Source organism: Francisella philomiragia, from assembly GCF_018135955.1.
In the GTDB taxonomy this organism is placed as follows: domain Bacteria; phylum Pseudomonadota; class Gammaproteobacteria; order Francisellales; family Francisellaceae; genus Francisella; species Francisella philomiragia.
This window is the reverse complement of the sequence record NZ_CP063138.1, coordinates 1,283,200-1,306,214: the sequence shown is the minus strand read 5'-3', so window position 1 is coordinate 1,306,214 and position 23,015 is coordinate 1,283,200. Positions and strand designations below refer to the sequence as shown.

Below are 23,015 nucleotides of genomic sequence, written 5' to 3'. Positions count from 1 at the left end.
AACTTTCGAAAGATAATATCTTAAGGAGATTAAAATGAGAGTTGCAATTAATGGTTTCGGTAGAATTGGTCGTTTAGCTTTTCGTCAAATGTTTGACAAGGCTGGTATAGAGATTGTTGCGATCAATGATTTAACAAATCCAAAAATGTTAGCACATTTATTAAAATATGATTCTGCTCAAGGTAGATTTTCAAAAGCAGCTGTTACAACTGCAAAAGATGACGCTATTGTTGTAGATGGTAAAGAAATTAAAATATATGCTGAAAAAGATGCTGCTAATTTGCCTTGGGGTGAATTGAAAGTAGATCTAGTATTAGAATGTACAGGTTTTTATGTATCAAAAGCAAAGTCACAAGCTCATATTGATGCTGGTGCTAAAAAAGTAGTTATTTCAGCTCCTGCTGGTAATGATTTACCAACAGTAGTTTTTGGTGTTAATCATGATATATTAACTGCAGATGAGAAAATTATTTCAGCTGCTTCTTGTACAACTAACTGTTTAGCTCCTATGGCTAAAGGTCTTCATGATTTGGCAACAATTGAAAGTGGATTTATGACAACTATTCATGCTTACACTGGTGACCAAAATACTTTAGATGCACCTCATGCTAAAAATGACTTCCGTCGTGCAAGAGCTGCAGCTGTAAATATTGTACCTAACTCAACTGGTGCTGCTAAAGCTATTGGTTTAGTAATTCCTGATCTTGCAGGTAAGTTAGATGGTGCTGCTCAACGTGTTCCTGTCCCTACTGGATCATTAACAGAATTAGTTGCTGTAGTGTCTAAGAGTGTAACAGCTGAAGATGTAAATGCTGCTATGAAAGCTGCTGCTAATGAATCTTTTGGCTATACAGAAGAAGAGTTAGTATCTAGTGATATCGTAGGAATCTCTGAAGGATCATTATTTGATGCAACTCAAACTAAAGTTACTTCACTTGGAGATAAGTCTCTAGTTAAAGTTGTATCTTGGTATGACAATGAAATGTCATATACAAATCAAATGGTAAGAGTTGTAGAGTACTTTGGAGCTCTGTAAACATTTATAGGTGGTATAAATGAGTTTTCTAACATTAAAAGATGTTGATCTTAAGAATAAGAAAGTCTTAGTTCGTGTTGACTTTAATGTGCCTGTCAAAGATGGCAAGGTTACAAGCAAAGTCAGAATAGAGGCAGCTATTCCAACTATTCAGTATATTTTAGATCAAGGTGGAGCAGTGATTTTAATGTCACATCTTGGTCGCCCTACAGAAGGCGAGTATGACTCTCAGTTTTCACTTGAACCTGTTGCTGAAGCATTATCCCAAATCATCAAAAAACCAGTTAGATTTGCTAAAGATTGGCTAAATGGTGTTGATGCTAAAGCTGGTGAAATTGTTATGTGCGATAATGTACGTTTCAATAAAGGTGAGAAAAAGTCTGACGATGAGCTATCAAAAAAAATAGCAAGTCTTGGTGATGTGTTTGTTATGGATGCATTTGCTACAGCTCATAGAGCTCAAGCATCGACTTATGGAGTAGCTAAGTATGTGCCTGTAGCGTGTGCAGGTCTACTTTTAGCTAATGAAATCAAAGCACTAGAAAAAGCTTTGAAGGCTCCTAAGAAACCAATGGCTGCTATAGTTGGTGGATCTAAAGTTTCAACAAAGTTATCTGTTTTACACAATCTTCTTGATAAGGTTGAGATTCTTATTGTTGGTGGAGGTATTGCAAACACTTTCATAAAAGCTGAAGGATTTAATATTGGTAATTCACTATATGAAGACGATCTTGTTGGTGAAGCTAAAGATATCTTGGCAAAAGCGAAAGAGCTTGGTGTAAACATACCTGTACCAGTAGATGTAAGAGTTGCAAAAGAGTTTAGCGAAAATGCTGTTGCAGTAGTTAAAAATGTGGCTGATGTTGCTGATGATGAAATGATCTTGGATATAGGTCCGAAGTCTGAAAGAAATATTGCAGAGCTTTTAAAATCTGCTAACACTATTCTTTGGAATGGTCCTGTAGGAGTGTTTGAATTTGATAATTTTGCAGAAGGTACAAAAGCTCTATCATTAGCGATAGCTGAATCAGATGCTTTCTCTGTTGCTGGCGGTGGTGATACTATTGCAGCGATTGAGAAATTTGATATTAAGGATAAAGTATCTTATATATCAACTGCTGGCGGAGCATTTTTAGAGTTTCTTGAAGGTAAGAAACTACCTGCTGTAGAAATATTGAAAGAGAAAGCAACTATATAACTGTAGGTTATTTATATGAGAAGAACGAAAATTTTAGCTACTCTTGGTCCTGCTAGTGAATCTAGAGAAGCGTTAACAGAGATGATTAAAGCAGGTGTTAATGCGGTAAGATGTAATTTTTCGCATGGATCTGCTGAAGATCATCGTAAAAGAGTTGATCTAATACGTCAAATAGCAAAAGAGCAAGATACTTACGTTGGTATTTTGGCAGATTTACAAGGTCCAAAAATAAGACTATCGAAGTTCAAAAATGGTTCTGTGATAATCAAGAAAGGTCAAAAATTTACACTTGATGCAGATCTTGGTATTGAAGATGGTGATGAAAATACAGTTGGTATTGACTATAAAGAGCTTATTCAGGACGTTAAGAAGGGCGATATACTATTAGTTGATGATGGGAAAATTGTTCTAGAAGTTGATTCTGTTAAAGGTAACAAAGCGGTAACAAAAGTTGTTATCGGAGGTAAAGTTTCTAATAATAAAGGAATCAATAAAAAAGGCGGTGGTCTAACTGCGCCTGCTTTAACGGATAAAGATAAGCAAGATATCAAGGTAGCAGCAATGCTTCAAGTAGATTTCTTAGCTGTTTCATTTGTTAGAGATGGCAAAGATATGGAGTATGCTCGTCAGCTTGTTAATGAAGCTGGTTGGAAGCCTGCAATGGTTGCTAAAATTGAGCGAGCAGAGGCAGTATTAGAAGATAATCTGAAAAGTATAGTAGATGCTTCAGATCTTGTGATGGTTGCTCGTGGTGATTTGGCGGTTGAAATTGGCGATGAAAATGTTCCAACTGTACAAAAGCTAATTATTAGTACAGCTAGAAGAAATGAGAAAGGTTCTATTACTGCTACTCAAATGATGGAATCAATGATTGAAAACTCATCTCCAACTCGTGCTGAAGCATCTGATGTGGCAAATGCTGTATTTGATGGTACGGATGCTGTGATGTTATCAGCTGAAACAGCGGTCGGTAAGTATCCTGTTGAAACTATTTCTGCTATGTCAAGAATTTGTGAATCTGCAGAGAGAAGCAAATATACACATATTACTAAGAAACAGAAGATTGCTGATTGTGATAGAGTTGATCATGCTGTTTCAGTTGCAGCTGTTAAAATTGCCAATGATATTGGTGCTAAAGGCTTAATAGTATTGACAGAGGGTGGAAATACTTCGCGTTGGATGTCACGTGTAAATTCTGAGCTACCCATCTATGCACTATCACGTAATGCTACAACATTAGGAGCAATGACATTGTTTAGAGGAGTTGTTCCTCTATATTTTGACTCTACTAGAATGTCTAAGTTGTATGTCAATAGATCAGCTTCTATGGAGTTAGAAAGTAGAGGCTTAGCCAAGGATGGTGATATTCTTGTTTTGACAAGTGGTGATAGTATGGGTGTACATGGAAGTACTAATAAAATTAAAGTAATAATTGCAGGTCAAGTAAGATAAGGAGATAAACATGGCTTTAGTTTCATTGCGTCAACTATTGGATCATGCCGCAGAGCATGGTTATGGGTTGCCAGCGTTTAATGTAAATAATCTTGAGCAAGTAAGAGCTGTTATGGAAGCTGCTGATAGAGTTAATTCACCAGTTATTCTACAGGGTTCTGCGGGTGCAAGAAAGTATGCAGGAGCTCCGTTTATAAGACATCTAGTCCTTGCAGCGATTGAAGAGTATCCTCATATTCCGGTTTGTATGCACCAAGATCATGGTACATCTCCATCTGTTTGTCAAAGATCTATTCAATTAGGTTTTTCATCTGTAATGATGGATGGTTCTTTAAAGTCAGATGGTAAAACTCCTTCTGATTATGAGTATAATGTTAATGTTACAAAAACTGTTTCTGATATGGCTCACGCTTGTGGAGTATCAGTTGAAGGTGAGCTTGGATGTCTTGGTTCATTAGAAACTGGGCAGGCAGGAGAAGAAGATGGTGTTGGTGCTGAGGGTACTCTGTCTATGGATCAAATGCTTACAGATCCAGAAGAAGCAGCTGATTTTGTTAAGAAAACAAAAGTAGATGCTTTAGCAATTGCTATAGGTACTTCTCATGGAGCTTATAAGTTTACTAAGCCACCTACAGGTGATGTACTATCTATTAAGAGAGTAAAAGAAATTCATGCAAGAATTCCTGATACTCACTTAGTAATGCATGGCTCATCTTCAGTACCTCAAGATTGGTTAGAAGTAATCAATACTTATGGTGGTGCTATGGGTGAGACTTATGGTGTGCCAGTAGAAGAAATCGTTGAAGCAATCAAGTATGGTGTGCGTAAAGTTAATATTGATACTGATTTACGTATGGCTGCTACTGGTGCGATTAGAAGATTTATGGCAGAAAATCCTGCTGAATTTGATCCACGTAAATATAATGCCGTAGCAAAAGTAGCTATGTCAGAAATCTGTCAAGCTAGATATGAAGCATTTGGTAGTGCTGGTATGGCTAGTAAAATTAAGCCAATTTCACTTGAAACAATGTTCCAACGTTATGAAAGTGGTGAACTTGATCCAATCGTGAAATAATATTTCTTTGTAATTTTTTCTATATTTTCAGCCAGAATTTTTTTAGTTAGTTACATTAATTTAGCTTGATATTCTTAATGGTTTAAGATTGTTAAGATTCTGTATATTTATAACTTATACATTTTGATAAAGTTTGTGACAACGCCATTTGTCCAACCGAAGCCATCTTGTACTATATACTCGCCACCACCAGCATTTGCTTTAGGATTGACGACATCATATTTTTCACGGATCTTTCCAGTTTCTTTAAATTTTTCATTAACTGTATTTACAAATCTTTTAGCAATAGTTTCTGCAAGCTTATCAAAACCATAATTTCTTAAACCTATAACAGTTTCAAAATGTAATGGCGCCCAGCCATTTGGAGAATCCCATTGTTGAGAAGTATTTAAAGTGGTTGTAATAAGTCCATGCTCTGTTAGAAATTGATTTTCTATAACCTTAGCTACCTTTATAGCTTGTTCTTGAGTGGCTATATTTAAAAATAGTGGTGTCACTCCTGCTAAGCTTGTAATGCTAGTAATTTTATTTGTCTTAGTATTTAGATCATAAAAAAAATCTTTTTTATTATCCCAAAAAGTATTTTGAATAAGTTTTTTTCTTTTTTCAGCTAACTCTAAATATTTAGTCGCTTTTTCTTGGTCTGAAATTTCAGTGAACCATTTACCTAGTAGATTCTCTAATCCATATAGATAGCTATTTAAATCAATAGGCAGAATATCTGTTGTTTGAATAGTACTAAAATCATTTTTATTAGCAAACCAACGACTAGAAAAATCCCACCCAGATTCACAAGCAGCACGGATGTTACGATAGAAGTCTGCTTTGTTTGCTATATTTTGCGCATGCTCAATATCTTCGCGATATGATTCTGGTCTAGGGGTGGCAGACTCATCCCAATATCTATTTAAACCGTTTACATTTCTTTGAGTATTCATCCAAAATGAGTATTCTTTTTCTAAAGATGGTAAATATTTTTCAATAGCAGAAATACCTAGCTCTTGATATAAGATATTTACGATTAAGTAAAATAGAGGTGGTTGCGAACGAGTTAGATAATATTTTCTATTTGCATTTGGTACAAAGCCAACAGTATCTATCAAATATGCAAAGTTATCTGCAATATCTTTAATCATCTGTATTTCGCCATCAACTCGTAAACCTTCACAGGTAAAATAGCAGTCCCAATAATAAACCTCTCTAAACCTTCCACCAGGGATTATATAAGGTTTTGGAAGTGCTATAAGAGAACTTAGTGAGTCTTTTTTATCTGATGATTGATGTAAAAAATGCCACATTTGCTTAATATACGATGATAGGGATAATTCTTTACTGTTATCAAAAGTTTTTTCTGATACCGGAGGGTAAAAATTATTCTCAACAAAAGTTTTAAGATCAAAATTATTAGAGTCCCTGAGTTTGTTGTAATCATTTAAGATATCTTCAGGAGATCTTTTAGGAGTCATATCGACAAAATATTTTGAGTCATTGAAACAGGGTTTTAATTGAACTGCTTCAAAAAGTTCACCTGATAGTTGTATTAGTTGTTCTTGATTATTAGACATAATTATTTATTCCTATGAAGTTTAGCATAAGGAGGTATTAATAGTACTAAAAGTGCTATAGGTATAAGTACGCAGTAAAATGCAGTTACACCGCCAAAGTGTGCAAATATTTCACTAATTATCCTAGAACCAATAGTACCACCTAGAGCAGAAAATATGATTATTAAACCAGCCATAGCACTTTGTAAGTTTTCAGGTTGGCTACTAAGAATACTTGAACATAGTGTTGGATATATTGGAGCCATAAAAAAACCAATCATAGGAAACAATAAGGCTATAACTACAGCTAAATAAGAATCTGTTTGATTAGTATCTATTAGTTTAGATATTTGTAAGGTTGATACTATTAATATTCCACAGCATATAAGACCTATGATAATAATTACTTTCCAGTCAATCTTTTTCATTATGAAGCCAAAAGTGATTCTACCAGCAGCTATGCTTAAAGCAAAAATACTTGCCATAAAGACACTGGTTGATGTAGAAAGGTGAAGTACTCTAGTGTTAAATGTTGGAAGCCAAGATTGTATACCTTGTTCGATAAATACATAAAAAAATACACTAATTATAAATAACATCACAATTGGTAGTTTTATGAGTTTTAGCATACTTAAAGTATCTGCTAGAAAATTAGAATTTTTAGATGTTTGTACTGCTGATTCATCAAGTTTGGTAAATAAAAGTAGCAAAAATGCAACTAAGCATAAGCCAGCTAATAACCAGTATGTGCCAAGCCAGTTACCAAAGTGAATAAATATGCTAAATACAAAAAAGCATAAAACAACCCCAACCTGAAAGACACCCTCTAATAGACTCATTAAGCTAGCATGTGCTTTTGAGTCATTGGTAATTAATCCAACCGTTGAGTATACAGATACTTTAATAAGAGCAAAAGCTACTCCTATTAAGACAAATAGTAGTTTAGCTGTAAAGAAACTATCCAGGCTTGCCATGGTAATACATCCTGTAGCAATAATTGCTAGTCCTAAAAGCATAGCATTCTTATAACCAAATCTTGGAATAAATGAACAAATAGCAAATGAAACTATTGCTATAGTAAGATCTTTGCATGCCTCAAGAATACTTGCTTGAACTTCTGTGACTTGATAGTGAGAGATCGATTGTAGAATTACGATACCAACACTATTAAGTAAAATAGCACTAATAAAGAAAATGAGAAATAGTGAAAGCTTGAGTTGAAAGTATTTCATATGATTAACAAAAAATTGTTTCTAACTTTAGGATAAACAAAGTTATATATGTAAACAAGTCTAAGAAAGAGCAATTCTAAAATGTAACATGATTTCAAAAATTGAAATAATCAGTGTCTGTGAATTAGCTAGTGGGTTATAATAAAATTAAGATTTTACTATTGGGATATCAAGGATGAATGAGTATAAATACTGTATTGGAATTATGTCTGGAACATCGCTAGATGGAATTGATGTGGCTTTATGTAAGATTAAAGGGCATGGACTGGATACTGATATTAAATTAGTCAGTTTTAGAACATATTCATACTCAGAAGATTTATTAAATGATATTAAGCAGTCTTTAGATTTAACAAAAAGTAATGCTCAGTTATTATGTAGTCTTAATTTTAAGCTTGGAATTGAATATGCTAATGCTGTAAAGAAATTAGTAGCTATAAATAACCTGAAATTAGAAGACATCGCATTCATAGCAAGTCATGGGCAGACTATATATCACCAAGCAAAAAATGAAGATGGATTTATTAAATCATCATTACAGTTGGGTGATGCTGCGACGATAGCTTATGAATGTCGAACGACCGTTGTGTCAAATTTTAGAGCTGGAGATATTGCAGCTGGAGGAGATGGAGCACCATTGGTACCATATGTCGACCATATTCTTTATAGTGATAAAAATAAATCACGTGCTCTACATAATATTGGTGGAATAGCCAATACTACAATTATCCCTAAAAATGCAAATATCAATGATATATATGCGTTTGATACTGGTCCAGGTAACATGATGATAAATAGGGCAATGGAGGTTTTGTTTAATCGAGATTATGATAAAGATGGCGAAATAGCAGCCTCTGGGATAGTTATTGTAGATATGTTGCAAGAGCTTTTGCAAAATCCATATTTAGCTCAGAAGCCACCAAAATCAACAGGTAGAGAGCTTTTTGGTATTGGGTATACGGATCATATTCTTGATAAATATAAGCAAAGCAATCCTAAAGATATAGTTCATACGCTAACTATATTTACAGCAGAGAGTATAATTAAGGCTTATCGAGATTTTGTATTTGATAAAGTTAAGCTTGATCAAATAATTTTCACTGGAGGAGGAGCGTATAATAAGTTTCTGATAGAAACTATTAAAAAATTAGTCAAAACTGAAGTCTTAACATTTGAAGATATTGGGCATAATAGTGATGCAAAAGAAGCCATAGCCTTTGCTGTGCTAGGAAATGAAACTCTCAACCATAGCTATAATAATCTCCCATCGGCAACAGGTGCAAAAGATAGAGTGATATTGGGGCAGGTTAATTTTTTTAGTCAAAAGATAGTTAAGTAAAGGTTATAGGACAATAGTCGGACGTACGTATTTTTTAAGATCTTCACTTTGAGCAATTATAGTTACTAGAGCTTGGCTCGATCTTTCTTCATTATTTGTCATTCCGACCTCAAGATCAAGAGTCGCTTCTGTAAGACATTCGACAATTTCTTTAAATGCTTTGACAGGGATTCCACAAACATTATCCACGCCATATTTTTCTAAGATCTTATATACATTCACATTTACAAGTTTTGTATCACCAGCTCTTAATTCTACAGTTCCGGAAGAAACTTCAGCTCTGAGTCCTATAGTAAATTTGGCTACATTTGTATTTGTAGATGCTTCTTGCTTAAGAATTCTAAAGCCAACAAAATTATCAGTAGTAAATCCTTTATCATTATTAGCTTTATTTGATATATGTTTATATAACTGTCCTATACTTTGCTGGATTGCTTCATCTTCTTTATTTTTGCTATTGATATCTATTTTAAGATCTTTCAAAGTTTGTTCATTTGCTTTCCAGCAAGATTCTATGACTAAAGATGTTGTAAAACCAAGTTTACTAATATCTTCAATTAAATTATCAAGTATGTCTTTATTTGTTTTGTCATTTAAATATTTGAGAAAACTAATATAAGGAACACCACTATTAGTACAAGCTTGTTGCATTTTAGTAAGACTTTCCATAAAACCTTCAATATTTACACAACCATTAAAAAAATGTTCGAAGACATGAGATTCGTATTCATCAAAATTAAAGTCTTTGCTTAGATTTTTGAAATCAAAAGAACATAAAAAGGTAATAATACTATTGATCATTTTTAGATGTTCATCAGATATGTCAACCCCATTTAGTCTTCTTTTTTTGATAAATAACTTTTTCAACTCAAGGAATTTAACAAGAAACATATTTCTTAGTCTAATAAATCTGAAAGCAGTTTTTATCTGAGAATATTGAGAGTGATTAGTCGAGTTATGAAAATCAGCTATCATTCCTAGATAAGCAGAAAACTCCTGACATAGTAAATAATCTAGTTCATATAGTCTGTTTTGCATCCAATATTTAAAATCATGGTCAGCACTACTAAAAACATGAATTCCATTACTTCTCCACTTTTGCTTTCTTAGAGCAACTATTCCTCTAAGAGCGTTATTTAAAGTGATAGTAATAATTTTTTCAATACCATCTTCAAGTTTATATTTAACTCCTTCAACAGAATCATAGTCAGAATGCTTAAGACACTCTTCCATAAGTGCGAAATAAATATCTAAATATATATCTTCTTTATTACTTCCATTTTCAACTATTCTAGTAACATTCTCGATTATATTATAACTATATGTGTATTGCTCTTCTAAAATAGCAATGTAGTTTATAACATTTTGATAGACAGGAACATTAAATGATGAGCCAAAATATATCGCTGAGCTAGTGGTATTTTCATATCCACTGTCTAAAGGTTTTTTTTCTAAAAGTCTGCATAGTGAAATGTACGAAATATTATTTGTTGATTTTATTCCAGAAGAGTTTTCAGCTGCTAAGAAGTCTTCTAGAGCTTTTGCTTGATTAAAATCTTTGCTTTTAGAAGGTTCATTAGCATTAATATAGTCTATGATTTGCTTTTTTAGTTCCTCATTTGATTTTCTTTTATCTAAATCAAAATCCTTAGATATTTGGCCACCTTTAGTACTATCTGTTGAAGAAGCTAGAGCAGTTATGAGAGAAGCTTTTTTGGAGCTAAACCATGAATTTTTAGATTGAGAATCCATGGATAGCTCAATATCAAAGTCTTGAGTATAGTTTAATATAGTGTTTTGGATAACTATAGCATCAGTTTCTCTTGAGTCAGTAGCATCTTGGAAGTTGAAAGTATCTGATAAGAAATTATCGACTTTTTTAGGGTCTATAGCTGAATTGTTGGCAGCATTTGGATTAACTACATCTTGAGCTTGCCCGGCTAGCTTATCTAAGAATGTTTCTCTGCCTAAATTTAATTTAGCAAGATCATCAACATTATTATCGGCTATAGTAACTGATTTATAATTAGTGAAATTATTGTTAATACCTTTAACATGATAGTAATTTTTTAACCCTTTGCCTGAAATATTTTTTTCATGTAAGCTTAGTTTATCTTGAGTGCTTTTGGCTAGGCTTTTATTAGGTACTAATAAGCTTCTATCGAACGGAATCGCTATATTTATTGTACGTATTTTAGAATATGATTTTCTGTCAAAAACACATAATCGTGCTTCAATTTCTGTTTTAAGGGTATCTATAGAGTCATAAATAGGGTTAAGTTGCTCTGACAGTGTACCTTCACGGTTAGTAAATTCAAGGTTTATAATTTCATCATATTCTTTGATTTTTTCTCTATATTTTTTTAGCTCATCTGAATTATGTATTTCTAAAGAGTTCGCTTTATAACCAGCTTTTGCACTGATTTCTCCCAATTTAATATAGTGTCCAGACTCCGTAGTTGTAACCACAAATCTAGGGTCAGATTCTGCTTCTTGTTGTCGTGAACCAGTTATAATATTATGTTTAGGCTTTGTAACTTTTCCTTTAATAATTTTACCGCTTTCTAAATTACCAAATTTTTCCAATGAATTTGTAGAGTCTTTTGTTGCATAACCTTGATATATATCTTTATCAAAGAAAAGTCGGTTGATATCTTCTAAAGCAATATCTTTAACCGCAGTATTCTTTTCAGAGACAATATCTGGAATTAGCATTTTATCATTAGGTGTTATAAGTCTGTAACATGCTCTTAAACAACTAACTTTATGTTTGAGATCAACTAGATTTAATGTTGCTGTACCTGACCAGTTAGATGCTAAGATATCTGCAATTTTTTTACTATCTTCTTTGACAGGTTTTCCATCCTTATCAAAAATTTGCTTACCATTTTCATCGAAAGAATCAACTTGAGCTCTACCAGGCTTATATGAAGCATTACCACCTAAGGTAAATCCAACTGTATGTTCATAAGAATAGCAAAATCCACTTAGATTTAGGTAGATTGGCATGACATCATCTGTTCGATGATTTTGAGAGTCGTATATAGGTAGAGAAGTCCATAAACAAAGATTTCCGTAACCATTAATTGATTTAGCAATTGATGCATTAAAGTCGATACCAAAGTTAGCATCTACTTCACTTGGGAATTTATCTTCATTATCGGGGTTTATTTGTTTTTTTATAGCATCGATTAATTTACCAATGCTACCAGCAGCTTTAAGTTTGAATTTTAGAATAAAAGGATTAACGGTATTTATGTATGCTAGATTCCCTCCACCAAGTTCTTGATCATTCGACTGCTTAATAAAAAACTGATATTTTTCATCAAGAGTAATACTCTTCCATGATTGTATACGTTTATCATTTGCTTTAAGTTGCCAATTACTAAAAATACTTAAATCATCTAACTTGCCTAAGTTTTTTTCATAAACTTCTTTTTTGACCGCATCGTATCCTTTTTCCATAGCATCTTGTAAAGAATGCTTTTGTCGGATGACAATTTCTTCTTCAAAAAAAGCTTGTCTTGCTCTGCTATTGAGGAAGTAAGCTCTGAGAAAATCTTTTTTTGACGTTTTTGCGTAAGCATATTCTGTGGAGTCATCAAAATTATATTTATTGATAATATCATCGACACTATTTGCATCGTTAAAGTTTGATGTCATTGGTTCATACTTTGGCATAAATAAAACCTCATTTCTTGTAAATCATAAGTTGGTAGCTATTCCAGAAGATTCTGGTCTTAATTTATAAGAACATATAGGCATCTATAAAATCAAGAAATGCTACACCAATATTTAAATAACTATTTTGGTTTTAAATAATTAAAAAAATAATTGCTGTATAAAGTGTTTGTTTTGGTTGTACTCTTTGCTAGATTTCATATGAAAGCTTTTTGAGAACTAATAGGGAGATGAGATGGCAAAAAATAAGATTCCGAATTCAAGGTTGATGATAAATTATGAAACTAATGTTGATGGTGTTCTGAAGAAAAAAGAATTACCTTACAGAGTTTTGGTAGTTGGTGATTTGTCAAAGGGAAGATCGGTAGATGCAAAAAAAGAGTTTACTGATAGAGCTGTTAGACGAGTAAATAATGGAGTTGATAGGGCCTTAGAAGAGATGAATATATCTTTTGACTTTGAAGCTCCAAACTTCGTTTCAAAAGATCCTAGTAATCTAAAAGTTAATTATAGAATCCAAAGCGTAAAAGATTTTAGACCCGATGCTGTTGCTAAAAAAGTTCCAGAAATCAGAGCACTACTTGAAATGAAAGAGATATTGGCATCTTTTGCTAAGGATATTGAAAACAATCGTAATCTTAAAAAAACTATAGATATGATCTTTTCAGATAGTAATGAGTTAGAAGCGTTAAAGAGTAAGATTCCTGCTTTGACGAACTATACGATCAAAGATTCCAGTGATGCAGAAGTTGTTGAATCGCAAGAATCGGTTAATCAAGAAGTAATAGAGGATAAGTAGGAGATTTTTTTGATGTCAGAAAATAAATTGAGTCTTACAGATGAGCTTTTAAATAATTTTGGTGGCTCAGCAGAGGTTGATAGTGTACTTAAAAATATAGATTTTGATGTTTCAGATGATGCATCTAAAGTCCTTTCTTTGTCTTCAGATTATAATGCTAGAAACCTTATGGCATTATCGCTTGTGCTAGCAAATAATGAAAGCATAAATAATTATAACCAAAAGTATATCCAGAAAGTTATTACAGTAATTGATAAGCTAATTGATTTGCAAGTTAATGCTATCATATCAAATGATGAGTTTAGAGCTCTTGAGCAAGAGTGGCTTAAAGTTCAGGAAGTTTGTCAAGATGACTACGATAATGTAGAAGTAAGTATATTAGATGTTAAGAAAGAAGAATTGCAGTATGATTTTGAGAGGAATCTATATGACATATCTAGTAGCGACTTCTTTAAGAAAGTGTATGTTGCAGAATTTGATCAATATGGTGGTGAACCGTATGGTGCGATACTTGGCTTGTATAATTTTGAAAACACTACAAATGATATAATTTGGTTGACAGGGATGGGCATGGTGGCAAAGAATTCCCATGCGCCATTTATAGCATCAATAGACAAGTCATTTTTTGGTGTTAAAGATCTATCAGAAATAACTCACATAAAGAGTTTTGAATCCTTGTTAGAACATCCTAGATATAAAGAGTGGAATGACTTTAGAAACCTAGATGTAGCTGCATATATCGGTTTGACTGTCGGAGATTTTATGTTACGTCAGCCATATAACCCTGAGAATAACCCTGTTCAATATAAGCTTATGGAAGGCTTTAACGAGTTTGTGGATTATGAGGATAATGATAGCTACTTATGGGGACCTTCATCTATTCAGTTAGTTAAAAATATGATGAGATCATATGATAAAACTAGATGGTTCCAGTATATAAGAGGTGTTGAAAGTGGTGGTTATGTTAGAAACTTAGTATCGTGTGTTTATGACAATAAAGGTGTATTAGAGACGAAGTCGCCATTAAATGTACTATTTGCTGATTATATGGAGTTGTCATTAGCAAATATAGGTTTAATACCATTTGTAAGTGAAAAAGGTACAAGCAACGCTTGTTTCTTTAGTGTGAACTCAGCTAAGAAAGTTGAAGAGTTTGTAGATAATTTCGATTCTGCTAATTCAATGTTGATTGCTAATCTTTCATATACGATGTGTATATCTAGAATATCTCATTATATCAAATGTGTTATAAGGGATAAAATTGGTAGTGTTGTCGGTGCTGAGCAAATTCAAAATATTCTTTCAGATTGGATATCAGAATTTGTTACTACAGTATATCAGCCAACACCTCTAGAGATGGCAAGATATCCTTTTAGAAATGTATCTATCGAGGTTAAGACAATACCAGGAAAGCCAGGTTGGTATTCTTGTAAGATAAATGTGATACCTCATATCCAATTTGAGGGTATGGATACTACGATGACTATTGATACTAGACTTGAACCAGAACTATTCGGTGCAAATAATAATTAAAAACAAGGAGAATGATTATGAGCGAGATGATAACAAGACAGCAAGTAACAAGTGGAGAGACTATTCATGTGAGAACTGATCCAACAGCATGTATAGGATCTCACCCAAATCGTAGATTATTTATTGATTCTGTGACGATTGCTGGAGAAAATCTTGATAAAAATATTGTTGCTATAGAAGGTGGAGAGGATGTTACAAAAGCAGATTCTGCGACAGCTGCTGCTAGTGTAATACGTTTATCTATAACTCCAGGTTCAATAAATCCAACAATAAGTATTACTCTTGGTGCCTTAATTAAGTCAAGTGTTAGAACTAAGCTTGAGGAGAAAGTTTCAAGCATATTGCAAGCTAGTGCTACAGATATGAAAATCAAATTAGGTAACTCTAATAAGAAACAGGAGTATAAGACTGATGAAGCATGGGGTATTATGATTGATCTATCTAACCTAGAGCTGTATCCAATAAGTGCTAAGGCATTTAGTATAAGTATAGAGCCTACAGAGCTTATGGGTGTTTCTAAAGATGGGATGAGATATCATATAATAACTATTGATGGTCTTACAACTTCACAAGGTAGTTTACCTGTGTGTGGTGCAGCAAGTACAGATAAAGGAGTTGCTAAAATAGGATATATAGCAGCTGCTTAGTATATAGGAGTAATATCGTCAATGTTTCTTGAAAGGATATACTGGGAAGATGGTCTGAGATTAGATAAGGATATCTTAGACCAATCAAATCTGACTATCTTGGAGCGGTCGAGAGCCGCAAATTATTTGCCAGCAAATCTTAATAAAGGAATTATTAGTTTTGATTTAGATATAGAAAGTTTGCAGACAGGTCTTATTCTCATAAAAGAGCTGAAGCTATATTTAGATGAAAAGACTTTTATTTTTTTTGATAAAAGTTACCCGTTATCTATACAGGTTATGACTGATGAGCTAGCTGGCGATGTTCCCTTATTTTTAAATGTTAAGGAAAAAATAGTTGAAAAAGAAGGTGTTAAGTATATCTATAATCAATTATCACTTTCATTAGAACATGATTATAGTGTCAAGTACAGTACACAAATTGCATTATTTAAGTTAGATAGGGGAAGATTGGTATCAGATATTTATGATTTCCCTTTATTAACGCTTAATCATTATATAATGCAAGATGCTTTTATAAAACTTAGCAGAATTGTTTCTGAACTCAAATCTTTTAACCGCTTTGTATTTTCAACCTCAAGATCTTATGCTGCTATTTTACTTGTATTTTTAATTAATAAATTAGAAAGAGAACTTAAATTTGCTGAATCTAATAGGTTAAACAGTTCTCCTAAGCAGTTATTTGATCTTGTTCATGATATTTATAGCCTAATTCAGCTTAACCTAGATAAGCATGAGGAAATTGATAATATTGAATTTGATTTTTATAAACCTTTGAAGAAACTAAATTTACTATCTGATAGGCTACTGACTCTTTGTGAGTATAGAAAAATTAGTAACTTTATTAAATTTGATCTACAAGGAAGAAAGTATTTATGTGAAAACTTCCCTGAAGAGTTTTTTGTGGCGACAAGATATTATGTCTTGATCAAAAGAAGGACAACAGCTCCAGCTAATGTGAAGTTTGAAAATAAAAAACTTCTAAGAATAACAAGTATTAGTAGGAACAAAAATGTTGTAACTCTTTCTCTTTCGGGAGTGAAACTCGTGGAAGTTGAGCATTCTATGATGAATTTCACGACACGGATTGATAATATTGATGCGATATATGAAATTCAAAAAGGGTCTGAGTGGGATTTTATTCTCGCAGATAGTAGTGCCGTTTTTACAGCTTTCGAAGGTAGTGAAAACTTTGATTTCTTTATAGCATTTACCTAATAGAAGTTCCTGTTATAGGTATGTATCGCCAATATATTTGTTGTTTGGCTTATTATTTTCTACAGTTATGTTTAATTTTATTCTTATGGAGTTATTTCTGATATTTTTCTTAATTATCTTAATTTTAGTTTTTATTTGTTTTACATCTTTATGATTTTTGTTCAAAAGAACTATATTTACTTTAATTAAATATATAAATGAAGTTATATAGCCACCAAGATATATATTGCCAATATTTTTTTGCCCAACAAGAGAAGGAGATCTTTTGATTTTAACTAATTCCTTTTCATAGTTTATGATAGTGCAGTAATCTTCACTAAGAGTCTTGTATAAGATATTTATTATATTATCAATAGTAAACTTAGGAGCTGCTTTAGTATAAGCATTACTTTGAGTTAATCTATGTAATTCCTTAGTTCTTATAATATATCTATACAATAAAGATCTAATTCCATATTCTAATACTTCAAGAGCTAAATCGTTATTGTTATGGATGTATTCTTGATATCTTACCTCTAATCCCGCAAAAGGTTTGAGTTTGAAAACATTTATATCAATATATATATGTTCTTGTTTTCTCGAGATTCTAAGGATAGTTGCGGCTGCTGTGCTATCCATTAAAATAGGCTCGAACCGCAAGTTTTTGGTTTGAATATTATAAACAGAAAAAATTCTAAGAAGATGATTCAGAGAGAGTTTATTGCATATTCTATTTAATTTTTCTATATTCATAAATTATTTATGTACTCTAAAAGTCAAATAGCTTATCTAATTCATCATTGCTAATATTTTCAATATTATCTTTTTCTTTGCTAATATTTTGAGGACTGCCATCTTTTCTATTCTGAGATTTTATACTTATGTTAGGCTTATGAGCATCATTATCTTCCAATATTTTGTTATTTTCTCGATATTGTTTTTTCACTTCTGAATTCGTTTGATAGAAGTACTCCTGAGCTAATGAAGATGATGTACTATTAAGAAAATTGTTTTCAGGCATTCTTTCAAGGTTATCTAAAAATTGATTGTAGTCAATTTCATACATTTTTTTTGCTATACTCCATTGAATACTTGTCGAGTAGTAGTCTATATTTTTATGTATATCACTGATAACAGGAGCGATCTTTTTATATAATGGGAAAAAAACTTCTGGGAAGTATTCCTTGGGATCGAAATTAGCTAGTAAATTCTGAATATCATCATAAACAATAGATGTTTCAAATATTCTTTCATTATCGACTAGATTTTTTAGTACTTCTATCTTCTCAACTAGAGATTGCCATTTCTCTGAACCATGGGATATTGTAGCTGATTTAGGTAGTTTAGTATTTGTGGTTGTCCCTTCTTTAGTTTCCTCAACAGGTTCTTGTACCGTATCCTGAATTTTTTGTTCTTCTAGAGCTAGTGATTTTTTAATCTTATTTAATGTCCTAGCAAGCTGAGCTTTTAAATCAGAATCATAACTTAGATTATTTTCATCAAAAAACGTTAATACTTTATTTGTTAGCTCTATAATATTATCTATAATGCTAGAAGATATAATCTCCAAATTCTTAATTTCAGCAAAATTAGAATCTATTATATTTAAAAATTTATGTATACCTTTTTCGGCAAGTTCACTTTTTTGTTTAGAATCTGATGGGCTGATATTAGAAAATTTGCTTTCTAAAACTGAAAAATAACTCTCAATAATTTCGGGAATTTTATTAATTTGAGCTAAGTTTAGGCATATTTCTGAATTTAAACAAAGAATTAAACTATATATATCTATGCTTTTTATGTCATTGGTATTATTGACTATTTTCTCTATAAATTGATCATACTCAGCATTTTCATATTTGGCATGAATTTGCATATTACTGATAAGATTTATTTTATCTTGGGTTTCAAGCTCTATATTATTTAGCGTTGATATTAGTTTACTCATAATGATACCTTTAATTTACCAGCTTAGAAAAATTAACAAACTTATAACAAATAAACTAAGAGGAACACCGAATCTCAATAAAAATTTTGCTATTTTATGATATCTTTTGGGAGGAGATGCACTGTTAGAAGTATCAATAAAATTAACTGAGTTAACTATAGATTTATCTATATGTTTATTAACTTCTTTTTTATACGCAAGGAAATTATGATTATAAATATTTTCATAATATTTGCCATAGAAGTCATTATTTAAAATTAGTGATACTGTTTGATAACATAATTGTGGATAAATATTATCTGATAAGAGGTTATCAATTATTTCAAAAACATATTCGCCACCATCTTTTCTATCGTAGTATTCTAATTGTAATAATCCCCAAGAAATACCACTTCCTGAACCCAATTTCAGAATCATTAATTTTTCATCGACATATGCAATTATTGGAAATGTTATATATTTACATATTGTTTCACTATACTTTTCTAATAATTCTTCTTGAAGGAAAAATATACTTTTTCTAATATTATTACGATAGTATGCAATTTGTTCATCATCAACATGTTTTTCTTTAGTAATTTCTCTTGTACTTTTTATAATGTCTAGAATAATTTCTATTTCTACAAAATCTGCCATTTTTATATCCTTTATCAAGAGTTATTCAAAACAATTTTTTTAATAAAACTAAAAGTATTTTGGTTTATGAATTTACATATAATACCTACAAAAAAATTTAAGAAATGTTTATATTTCTCGTTATATCTATCGCTTGTAGTTAGAATTAGTTCATTAACTACAGAATCTATTTCTACCTTATCTAATAGGCTTGATAGTAATGATATATTATTATCATCAGTCTTTAAAAGTTTTGCTATAGCTAGAAATGTTGTTTTTGAGTACATATTCCTAGATATGATCATATCTACCATATTAAACATATCTTTGGAATTACTATTGTAGTTTTCTATAGCTTTATTTATAGATATTGGCGAGATACTTGAATTTATAGATATTATTGCATTTGAGTTAATTTCAATGAGATCTGAAATTTCCTCTAATTGCGTCCATGTTGTATATGTATGGATTTTTGTTTCTAGTATTTTATTATCAAGTTCTGGAAAAACTATACTATAATTTAGTGATTGAGTATTTCTATTGAGGTAATATTCATTTTGACCCGAAAAGATAAAACCATCGAAGGAGCATAGTTTGTTATTTTCATATACCGATAGCACTTCAATTGCTTTAACGTTATCTTTCTGATGATGTTTTAATTTACTATCTGATAAGTTCATAGAAGTAAAAGTAGAGCTTGAATAATCATCAAAACTATTAAATATTGGTACTAAGTTCACTCTAAACAATGAAGGTAATTTTTCTTCACTAAAATCATCTGTTCTAATATTAAGATTAAGGTCTATTTTTTTCAAATTGTTATGTTTATACTTAAACAGATCTTTGATTCTAATGTTAAATCCATACATCAAGCTAGGGGAGTGAATATTTAGTACTAACTTTTCAGTAGGTTTAAGTTGTAGATTAATAGCTTCTATTGTTATATCTTTGGTTGTATACGTGTAATTTGAAAATTCAATTTTAACAGATCCGCTACTTGCTAATATCTGATTAAAAATATACGTAGCAAAAAATGGATCTTCTTCACATATTCTAGGATCTAACCAAATAGTGATATAGTCGTACTCAAAATTATTTTCAAACTCTAAGGATACATTTACCGAAGTTTCACTTTGCTTGGTTGTTATTATATTTTTTATAGGCAAAACAAGGCTTTCAGATCTTGTTGTGTATGTTAAAGATTTATTAGTTCTCTTATCCTCAATAAAAAAATATTCTTGAGGGCGAATATAGTAACCATTATGACCTTTGTCTTTTATTTCTAATAAACATGATTTAGGAAGAAAATAATATAAACTACTATAATATTTGAATAAAAGACTATTACTATATTCAGAAATTCTCTTGTCAAAGTCATTTTTTATATCGCTACTTAATTTATCAAAAGTTTTCTTCAGAATAGCGGCATCATTTATACTTAGACTATTTTTGACTTCACTCATAACTAATACCTTTTAAGATGTTTTTGCATTAATTTGTCCACTATTTATAAAGTTAACAATGCCTCCAGGAGCAAATGTGCATATTGCTTTGCTATTCATAGTATTTATAGGAGCATTTTCTAGTAGAGTAGTTGGATTTGTTGGTATAAAAGGAGAAAGGTTCGGTATACAAACCCATGGGAACACAAAAGGATTCATTGTTGGATTTGCTGGGTTGGTACATCCTGCAAAAGGAAGTATATTGGCTCCGAGTTTGGAATCTGTAATATTTGAAGCTGGCAAGTTGCCTGCTAGTGTTTTTATCCTTGTACTTAAATAGATTCCTGGTGCAAGACTAAATGAACATTTAATTTGCGCAGTCATCGAAGGTATCAATGTGGAGGCACTACTTGACAGATTAAGCTTTGTTGGATTTAGTAATGTTTTTATATTATTAAGTTCTGATACTAGATTCGAGATTGAGTCTTTAATATCTGCATCATTGTTAGATATAGCTTCTAATCGTTTTAGTGAGTCATTTATAATATCTAGCATTACACACTCCAGTAAGCTTCTTGCTTATTTTTTAATTTATCGATAATTGGACTATCTGTAATCTCTTTAAGTGCTAATAAGTAATCATTCGAAAAAGGAGGTAAATCATGTACTCCGATGAGAGTAGGACATTCATAACATGCTTGATTTAAAAGAAAGATAGTTAACTCCTTGGCTTTTGCTTGTGCGCTTTTATAATTGGCACTAGCAATATTTTTATTTATTTTTACAAGGTGTTTATCTATATTTATTCCTTTATTGTTAGATATAGATATTTTAATTTGTTTATATGTTAAAAAGTTTTTTTTATCAATAAAAAGACTAAGTTTTTCTATTCCTCTTTTTTCCTTGATTATTTGTTGTTCGGCATCTTTCAGTAAAGAGTAATTAGATTTCAGTAGTGGATATGTTTTATGGATTTCTTTTATGGATATATTTATTTTTTCAGGATTGAAATCCGATTTTTTTGCTATTTCTATAGCAATTTTTTTTAGATGTTTTTCAAATTCGACAAAAGGGTATATTAATTTTAAATTTTCATCAAATAAGGCAAGGTTTATAGAGGTGGCTATCTCTAATAAAGCTTGAAAATATTTATTGTATATTTTGTTTAATAAGTTTGCTGGAGACCCATTTATAATTTTTTCAATAAGATTATTATGATAGTTATCTATGAATAGTTTTTTGTAAATATCTTTTTCTTGATTAATCATCTTGTATAAGGTTTCTTCATCAAAGATAATATTTGGGATGTTTTTTAGATTTAGTATGAGTTGTTCAAACGATTCTGTTTTAGATGTACTTGTTGCAGTACTTTTGTGAAAAAAAATATCCTCTAAAGAAAAATCATTAAAATATTGGGATATACTAAAAATTTGTAAGTCTATAAAGTCGATGATTTTCTTTAAATTCTCTGAAGATTGCTTTTCTTGTAGAGATACTAATGAAGTATTGATAATGTCTATTTTTGTTCTATCATTAATAATATTTAACTTCTTAGTATCTTGTGTTGATGAATAAAAAGCTCTTAAAAGTATAAGATCAGTAGCCAAAAAAGCATCAGCTTTATAAAGACCATTTTTGATTACATAAGCTAAATTTAATAAGCTTAATATAGGATTTTTTTTCAATGGCAAAAAGTTATTTAGACTTTGATACTCTTTTAGGAAACTCTTGAGGATATGAAAATATTGTTTATATTCTTCTATAAGATTTTCAGAGTTAGGATTGTGTATGGTTTTGATGTATAGTCGTATAAGATTATCATCATAATTCCATGAACAATCAATTTTTAAAGTATTCAAAAATATAGACTCTAATTCGTTAATTTCTTTGGCTTTTGTAATTTCTATTCGATGTAATATATCTTTATTGATTGCCAGTTTGTAGTCATTAAGTAATTTTTTTAAATCTTTGAAATGGCTTATAAAAAATTTAGTATCAGTACAGTCTAAAATACTATCACTAACCTTTAATATCTGCTCACAAAATCTTTTTGATGTATCAGACAATATAAGATTCGTTGAATATCTAATATCTTCAATAAGATATCTAAGATTGTACAAATCAAACTTTGTATAATTATGCTTATCTTGAAATTTGATAATATTGTCGATAGATTGTTCAATTGTACTTACTCTAAAGGATCTTTCTTGATCATAGTATAAGTCAATATTTTTAAATAAAGTTTCAAAACCTTTATTAACGATATTATCCAAATTA

At 31.2% G+C, this 23,015-nt stretch carries 18 protein-coding genes; 9 read left to right on the top strand and 9 right to left on the bottom strand.

The genetic code is table 11. The features are described 5' to 3' along the window. Nucleotides 1–34 precede the first annotated feature (34 nt). From gap to fba, 4 genes are read left to right on the top strand one after another with little or no spacing between them, the layout of a single operon-like run. On the top strand, nt 35–1,036 hold the full coding sequence (gene gap / locus IMS64_RS06410; RefSeq protein ID WP_012280713.1) for a type I glyceraldehyde-3-phosphate dehydrogenase: 1,002 nt from the start codon (nt 35–37) through the stop codon (nt 1,034–1,036). A gap of 19 nt (nt 1,037–1,055) precedes the next feature. After that, a complete protein-coding gene (locus tag IMS64_RS06405) occupies nt 1,056–2,234 on the top strand; it encodes a phosphoglycerate kinase (protein WP_035736503.1) in 1,179 nt (392 codons plus the stop codon). 15 nt (nt 2,235–2,249) lie between these two features. Then, nucleotides 2,250–3,686: a pyruvate kinase gene (gene pyk, locus IMS64_RS06400; protein ID WP_012280715.1), complete on the top strand. Its 1,437-nt coding sequence runs from the start codon at nt 2,250–2,252 to the stop codon at nt 3,684–3,686. A gap of 10 nt (nt 3,687–3,696) precedes the next feature. Then, entirely contained in the window at nt 3,697–4,761 is a 1,065-nt protein-coding gene (fba, locus tag IMS64_RS06395; RefSeq protein ID WP_004287381.1) for a class II fructose-bisphosphate aldolase, read from the top strand. Between the two features lie 107 nt (nt 4,762–4,868). Here the strand turns inward: fba and IMS64_RS06390 are convergent, their stop codons facing one another. After that, nucleotides 4,869–6,326, bottom strand: a complete 1,458-nt coding sequence (locus IMS64_RS06390) for a trehalase family glycosidase (protein ID WP_211490192.1) — start codon at nt 6,324–6,326, stop codon at nt 4,869–4,871. A gap of 2 nt (nt 6,327–6,328) precedes the next feature. After that, nucleotides 6,329–7,537 (bottom strand): MFS transporter, encoded by a 1,209-nt coding sequence (locus tag IMS64_RS06385; RefSeq protein WP_211490191.1) that lies wholly within the window; start codon nt 7,535–7,537, stop codon nt 6,329–6,331. Between the two features lie 175 nt (nt 7,538–7,712). Here IMS64_RS06385 and anmK point away from each other — a divergent pair, with 175 nt between their 5' ends. Further along, nucleotides 7,713–8,876 carry an anhydro-N-acetylmuramic acid kinase AnmK gene (gene anmK, locus IMS64_RS06380; protein WP_211490190.1) on the top strand — a complete coding sequence of 388 codons (1,164 nt, stop codon included), beginning with the start codon at nt 7,713–7,715 and terminating at the stop codon, nt 8,874–8,876. Between the two features lie 3 nt (nt 8,877–8,879). On the opposite strand, the gene IMS64_RS06375 is transcribed toward anmK, so the two are convergent. After that, complete coding sequence (locus IMS64_RS06375; RefSeq protein WP_200151531.1) at nt 8,880–12,557, bottom strand: hypothetical protein; 3,678 nt, start codon at nt 12,555–12,557, stop codon at nt 8,880–8,882. A gap of 235 nt (nt 12,558–12,792) precedes the next feature. Here IMS64_RS06375 and tssB point away from each other — a divergent pair, with 235 nt between their 5' ends. The 4 genes from tssB to tssK are packed head-to-tail and all read left to right on the top strand — an operon-like array spanning nt 12,793 to nt 16,754. Then, nucleotides 12,793–13,356 carry a type VI secretion system contractile sheath small subunit gene (tssB, locus tag IMS64_RS06370; RefSeq protein ID WP_200148427.1) on the top strand — a complete coding sequence of 188 codons (564 nt, stop codon included), beginning with the start codon at nt 12,793–12,795 and terminating at the stop codon, nt 13,354–13,356. 12 nt (nt 13,357–13,368) lie between these two features. Next, nucleotides 13,369–14,889 (top strand): type VI secretion system contractile sheath large subunit, encoded by a 1,521-nt coding sequence (gene tssC, locus IMS64_RS06365; protein ID WP_035736494.1) that lies wholly within the window; start codon nt 13,369–13,371, stop codon nt 14,887–14,889. A gap of 17 nt (nt 14,890–14,906) precedes the next feature. Beyond that, on the top strand, nt 14,907–15,536 hold the full coding sequence (gene iglC, locus IMS64_RS06360) for a type VI secretion system tube protein IglC (RefSeq protein ID WP_035736493.1): 630 nt from the start codon (nt 14,907–14,909) through the stop codon (nt 15,534–15,536). 21 nt (nt 15,537–15,557) lie between these two features. After that, complete coding sequence (tssK, locus tag IMS64_RS06355; RefSeq protein ID WP_211490189.1) at nt 15,558–16,754, top strand: type VI secretion system baseplate subunit TssK; 1,197 nt, start codon at nt 15,558–15,560, stop codon at nt 16,752–16,754. A gap of 12 nt (nt 16,755–16,766) precedes the next feature. Here tssK and iglJ read toward each other — a convergent pair whose 3' ends face one another. From iglJ to IMS64_RS06325, 6 genes are read right to left on the bottom strand one after another with little or no spacing between them, the layout of a single operon-like run. Further along, the gene (gene iglJ, locus IMS64_RS06350; protein WP_200151530.1) at nt 16,767–17,486 is read right to left on the bottom strand and encodes a type VI secretion system baseplate protein IglJ; all 720 of its coding nucleotides are present in this window, start codon (nt 17,484–17,486) and stop codon (nt 16,767–16,769) included. A gap of 16 nt (nt 17,487–17,502) precedes the next feature. After that, nucleotides 17,503–18,681: a type VI secretion system protein IglI family protein gene (locus IMS64_RS06345; protein WP_211490188.1), complete on the bottom strand. Its 1,179-nt coding sequence runs from the start codon at nt 18,679–18,681 to the stop codon at nt 17,503–17,505. Between the two features lie 15 nt (nt 18,682–18,696). Beyond that, nucleotides 18,697–19,317: a DotU family type IV/VI secretion system protein gene (locus IMS64_RS06340; protein WP_211490187.1), complete on the bottom strand. Its 621-nt coding sequence runs from the start codon at nt 19,315–19,317 to the stop codon at nt 18,697–18,699. Between the two features lie 14 nt (nt 19,318–19,331). Beyond that, on the bottom strand, nt 19,332–20,759 hold the full coding sequence (iglH, locus tag IMS64_RS06335; RefSeq protein ID WP_035736486.1) for a type VI secretion system baseplate subunit TssF/IglH: 1,428 nt from the start codon (nt 20,757–20,759) through the stop codon (nt 19,332–19,334). Nucleotides 20,760–20,771: 12 nt separating this feature from the next. Further along, a complete protein-coding gene (iglG, locus tag IMS64_RS06330) occupies nt 20,772–21,293 on the bottom strand; it encodes a type VI secretion system PAAR-like protein IglG (RefSeq protein ID WP_211490186.1) in 522 nt (173 codons plus the stop codon). Then, on the bottom strand, nt 21,293–23,011 hold the full coding sequence (locus tag IMS64_RS06325) for a hypothetical protein (RefSeq protein ID WP_211491099.1): 1,719 nt from the start codon (nt 23,009–23,011) through the stop codon (nt 21,293–21,295). The genes iglG and IMS64_RS06325 overlap by 1 nt, the downstream gene beginning before the upstream one ends. Nucleotides 23,012–23,015 lie beyond the last annotated feature (4 nt).

What these genes read in the sequence shown, in the direction of transcription:
- iglG (WP_211490186.1), bottom strand. Translation starts at nt 21,293, where the DNA reads ATGCTAGATATTATAAATGACTCACTAAAACGATTAGAAGCTATATCT.
- IMS64_RS06405 (WP_035736503.1), top strand. Translation starts at nt 1,056, where the DNA reads ATGAGTTTTCTAACATTAAAAGATGTTGATCTTAAGAATAAGAAAGTC.
- IMS64_RS06375 (WP_200151531.1), bottom strand. Translation starts at nt 12,557, where the DNA reads ATGCCAAAGTATGAACCAATGACATCAAACTTTAACGATGCAAATAGT.
- tssB (WP_200148427.1), top strand. Translation starts at nt 12,793, where the DNA reads ATGGCAAAAAATAAGATTCCGAATTCAAGGTTGATGATAAATTATGAA.
- fba (WP_004287381.1), top strand. Translation starts at nt 3,697, where the DNA reads ATGGCTTTAGTTTCATTGCGTCAACTATTGGATCATGCCGCAGAGCAT.
- IMS64_RS06385 (WP_211490191.1), bottom strand. Translation starts at nt 7,537, where the DNA reads ATGAAATACTTTCAACTCAAGCTTTCACTATTTCTCATTTTCTTTATT.
- IMS64_RS06340 (WP_211490187.1), bottom strand. Translation starts at nt 19,317, where the DNA reads ATGGCAGATTTTGTAGAAATAGAAATTATTCTAGACATTATAAAAAGT.
- iglC (WP_035736493.1), top strand. Translation starts at nt 14,907, where the DNA reads ATGAGCGAGATGATAACAAGACAGCAAGTAACAAGTGGAGAGACTATT.
- tssK (WP_211490189.1), top strand. Translation starts at nt 15,558, where the DNA reads ATGTTTCTTGAAAGGATATACTGGGAAGATGGTCTGAGATTAGATAAG.
- anmK (WP_211490190.1), top strand. Translation starts at nt 7,713, where the DNA reads ATGAATGAGTATAAATACTGTATTGGAATTATGTCTGGAACATCGCTA.
- IMS64_RS06345 (WP_211490188.1), bottom strand. Translation starts at nt 18,681, where the DNA reads ATGAGTAAACTAATATCAACGCTAAATAATATAGAGCTTGAAACCCAA.
- tssC (WP_035736494.1), top strand. Translation starts at nt 13,369, where the DNA reads ATGTCAGAAAATAAATTGAGTCTTACAGATGAGCTTTTAAATAATTTT.
- pyk (WP_012280715.1), top strand. Translation starts at nt 2,250, where the DNA reads ATGAGAAGAACGAAAATTTTAGCTACTCTTGGTCCTGCTAGTGAATCT.
- iglJ (WP_200151530.1), bottom strand. Translation starts at nt 17,486, where the DNA reads ATGAATATAGAAAAATTAAATAGAATATGCAATAAACTCTCTCTGAAT.
- iglH (WP_035736486.1), bottom strand. Translation starts at nt 20,759, where the DNA reads ATGAGTGAAGTCAAAAATAGTCTAAGTATAAATGATGCCGCTATTCTG.
- IMS64_RS06390 (WP_211490192.1), bottom strand. Translation starts at nt 6,326, where the DNA reads ATGTCTAATAATCAAGAACAACTAATACAACTATCAGGTGAACTTTTT.
- gap (WP_012280713.1), top strand. Translation starts at nt 35, where the DNA reads ATGAGAGTTGCAATTAATGGTTTCGGTAGAATTGGTCGTTTAGCTTTT.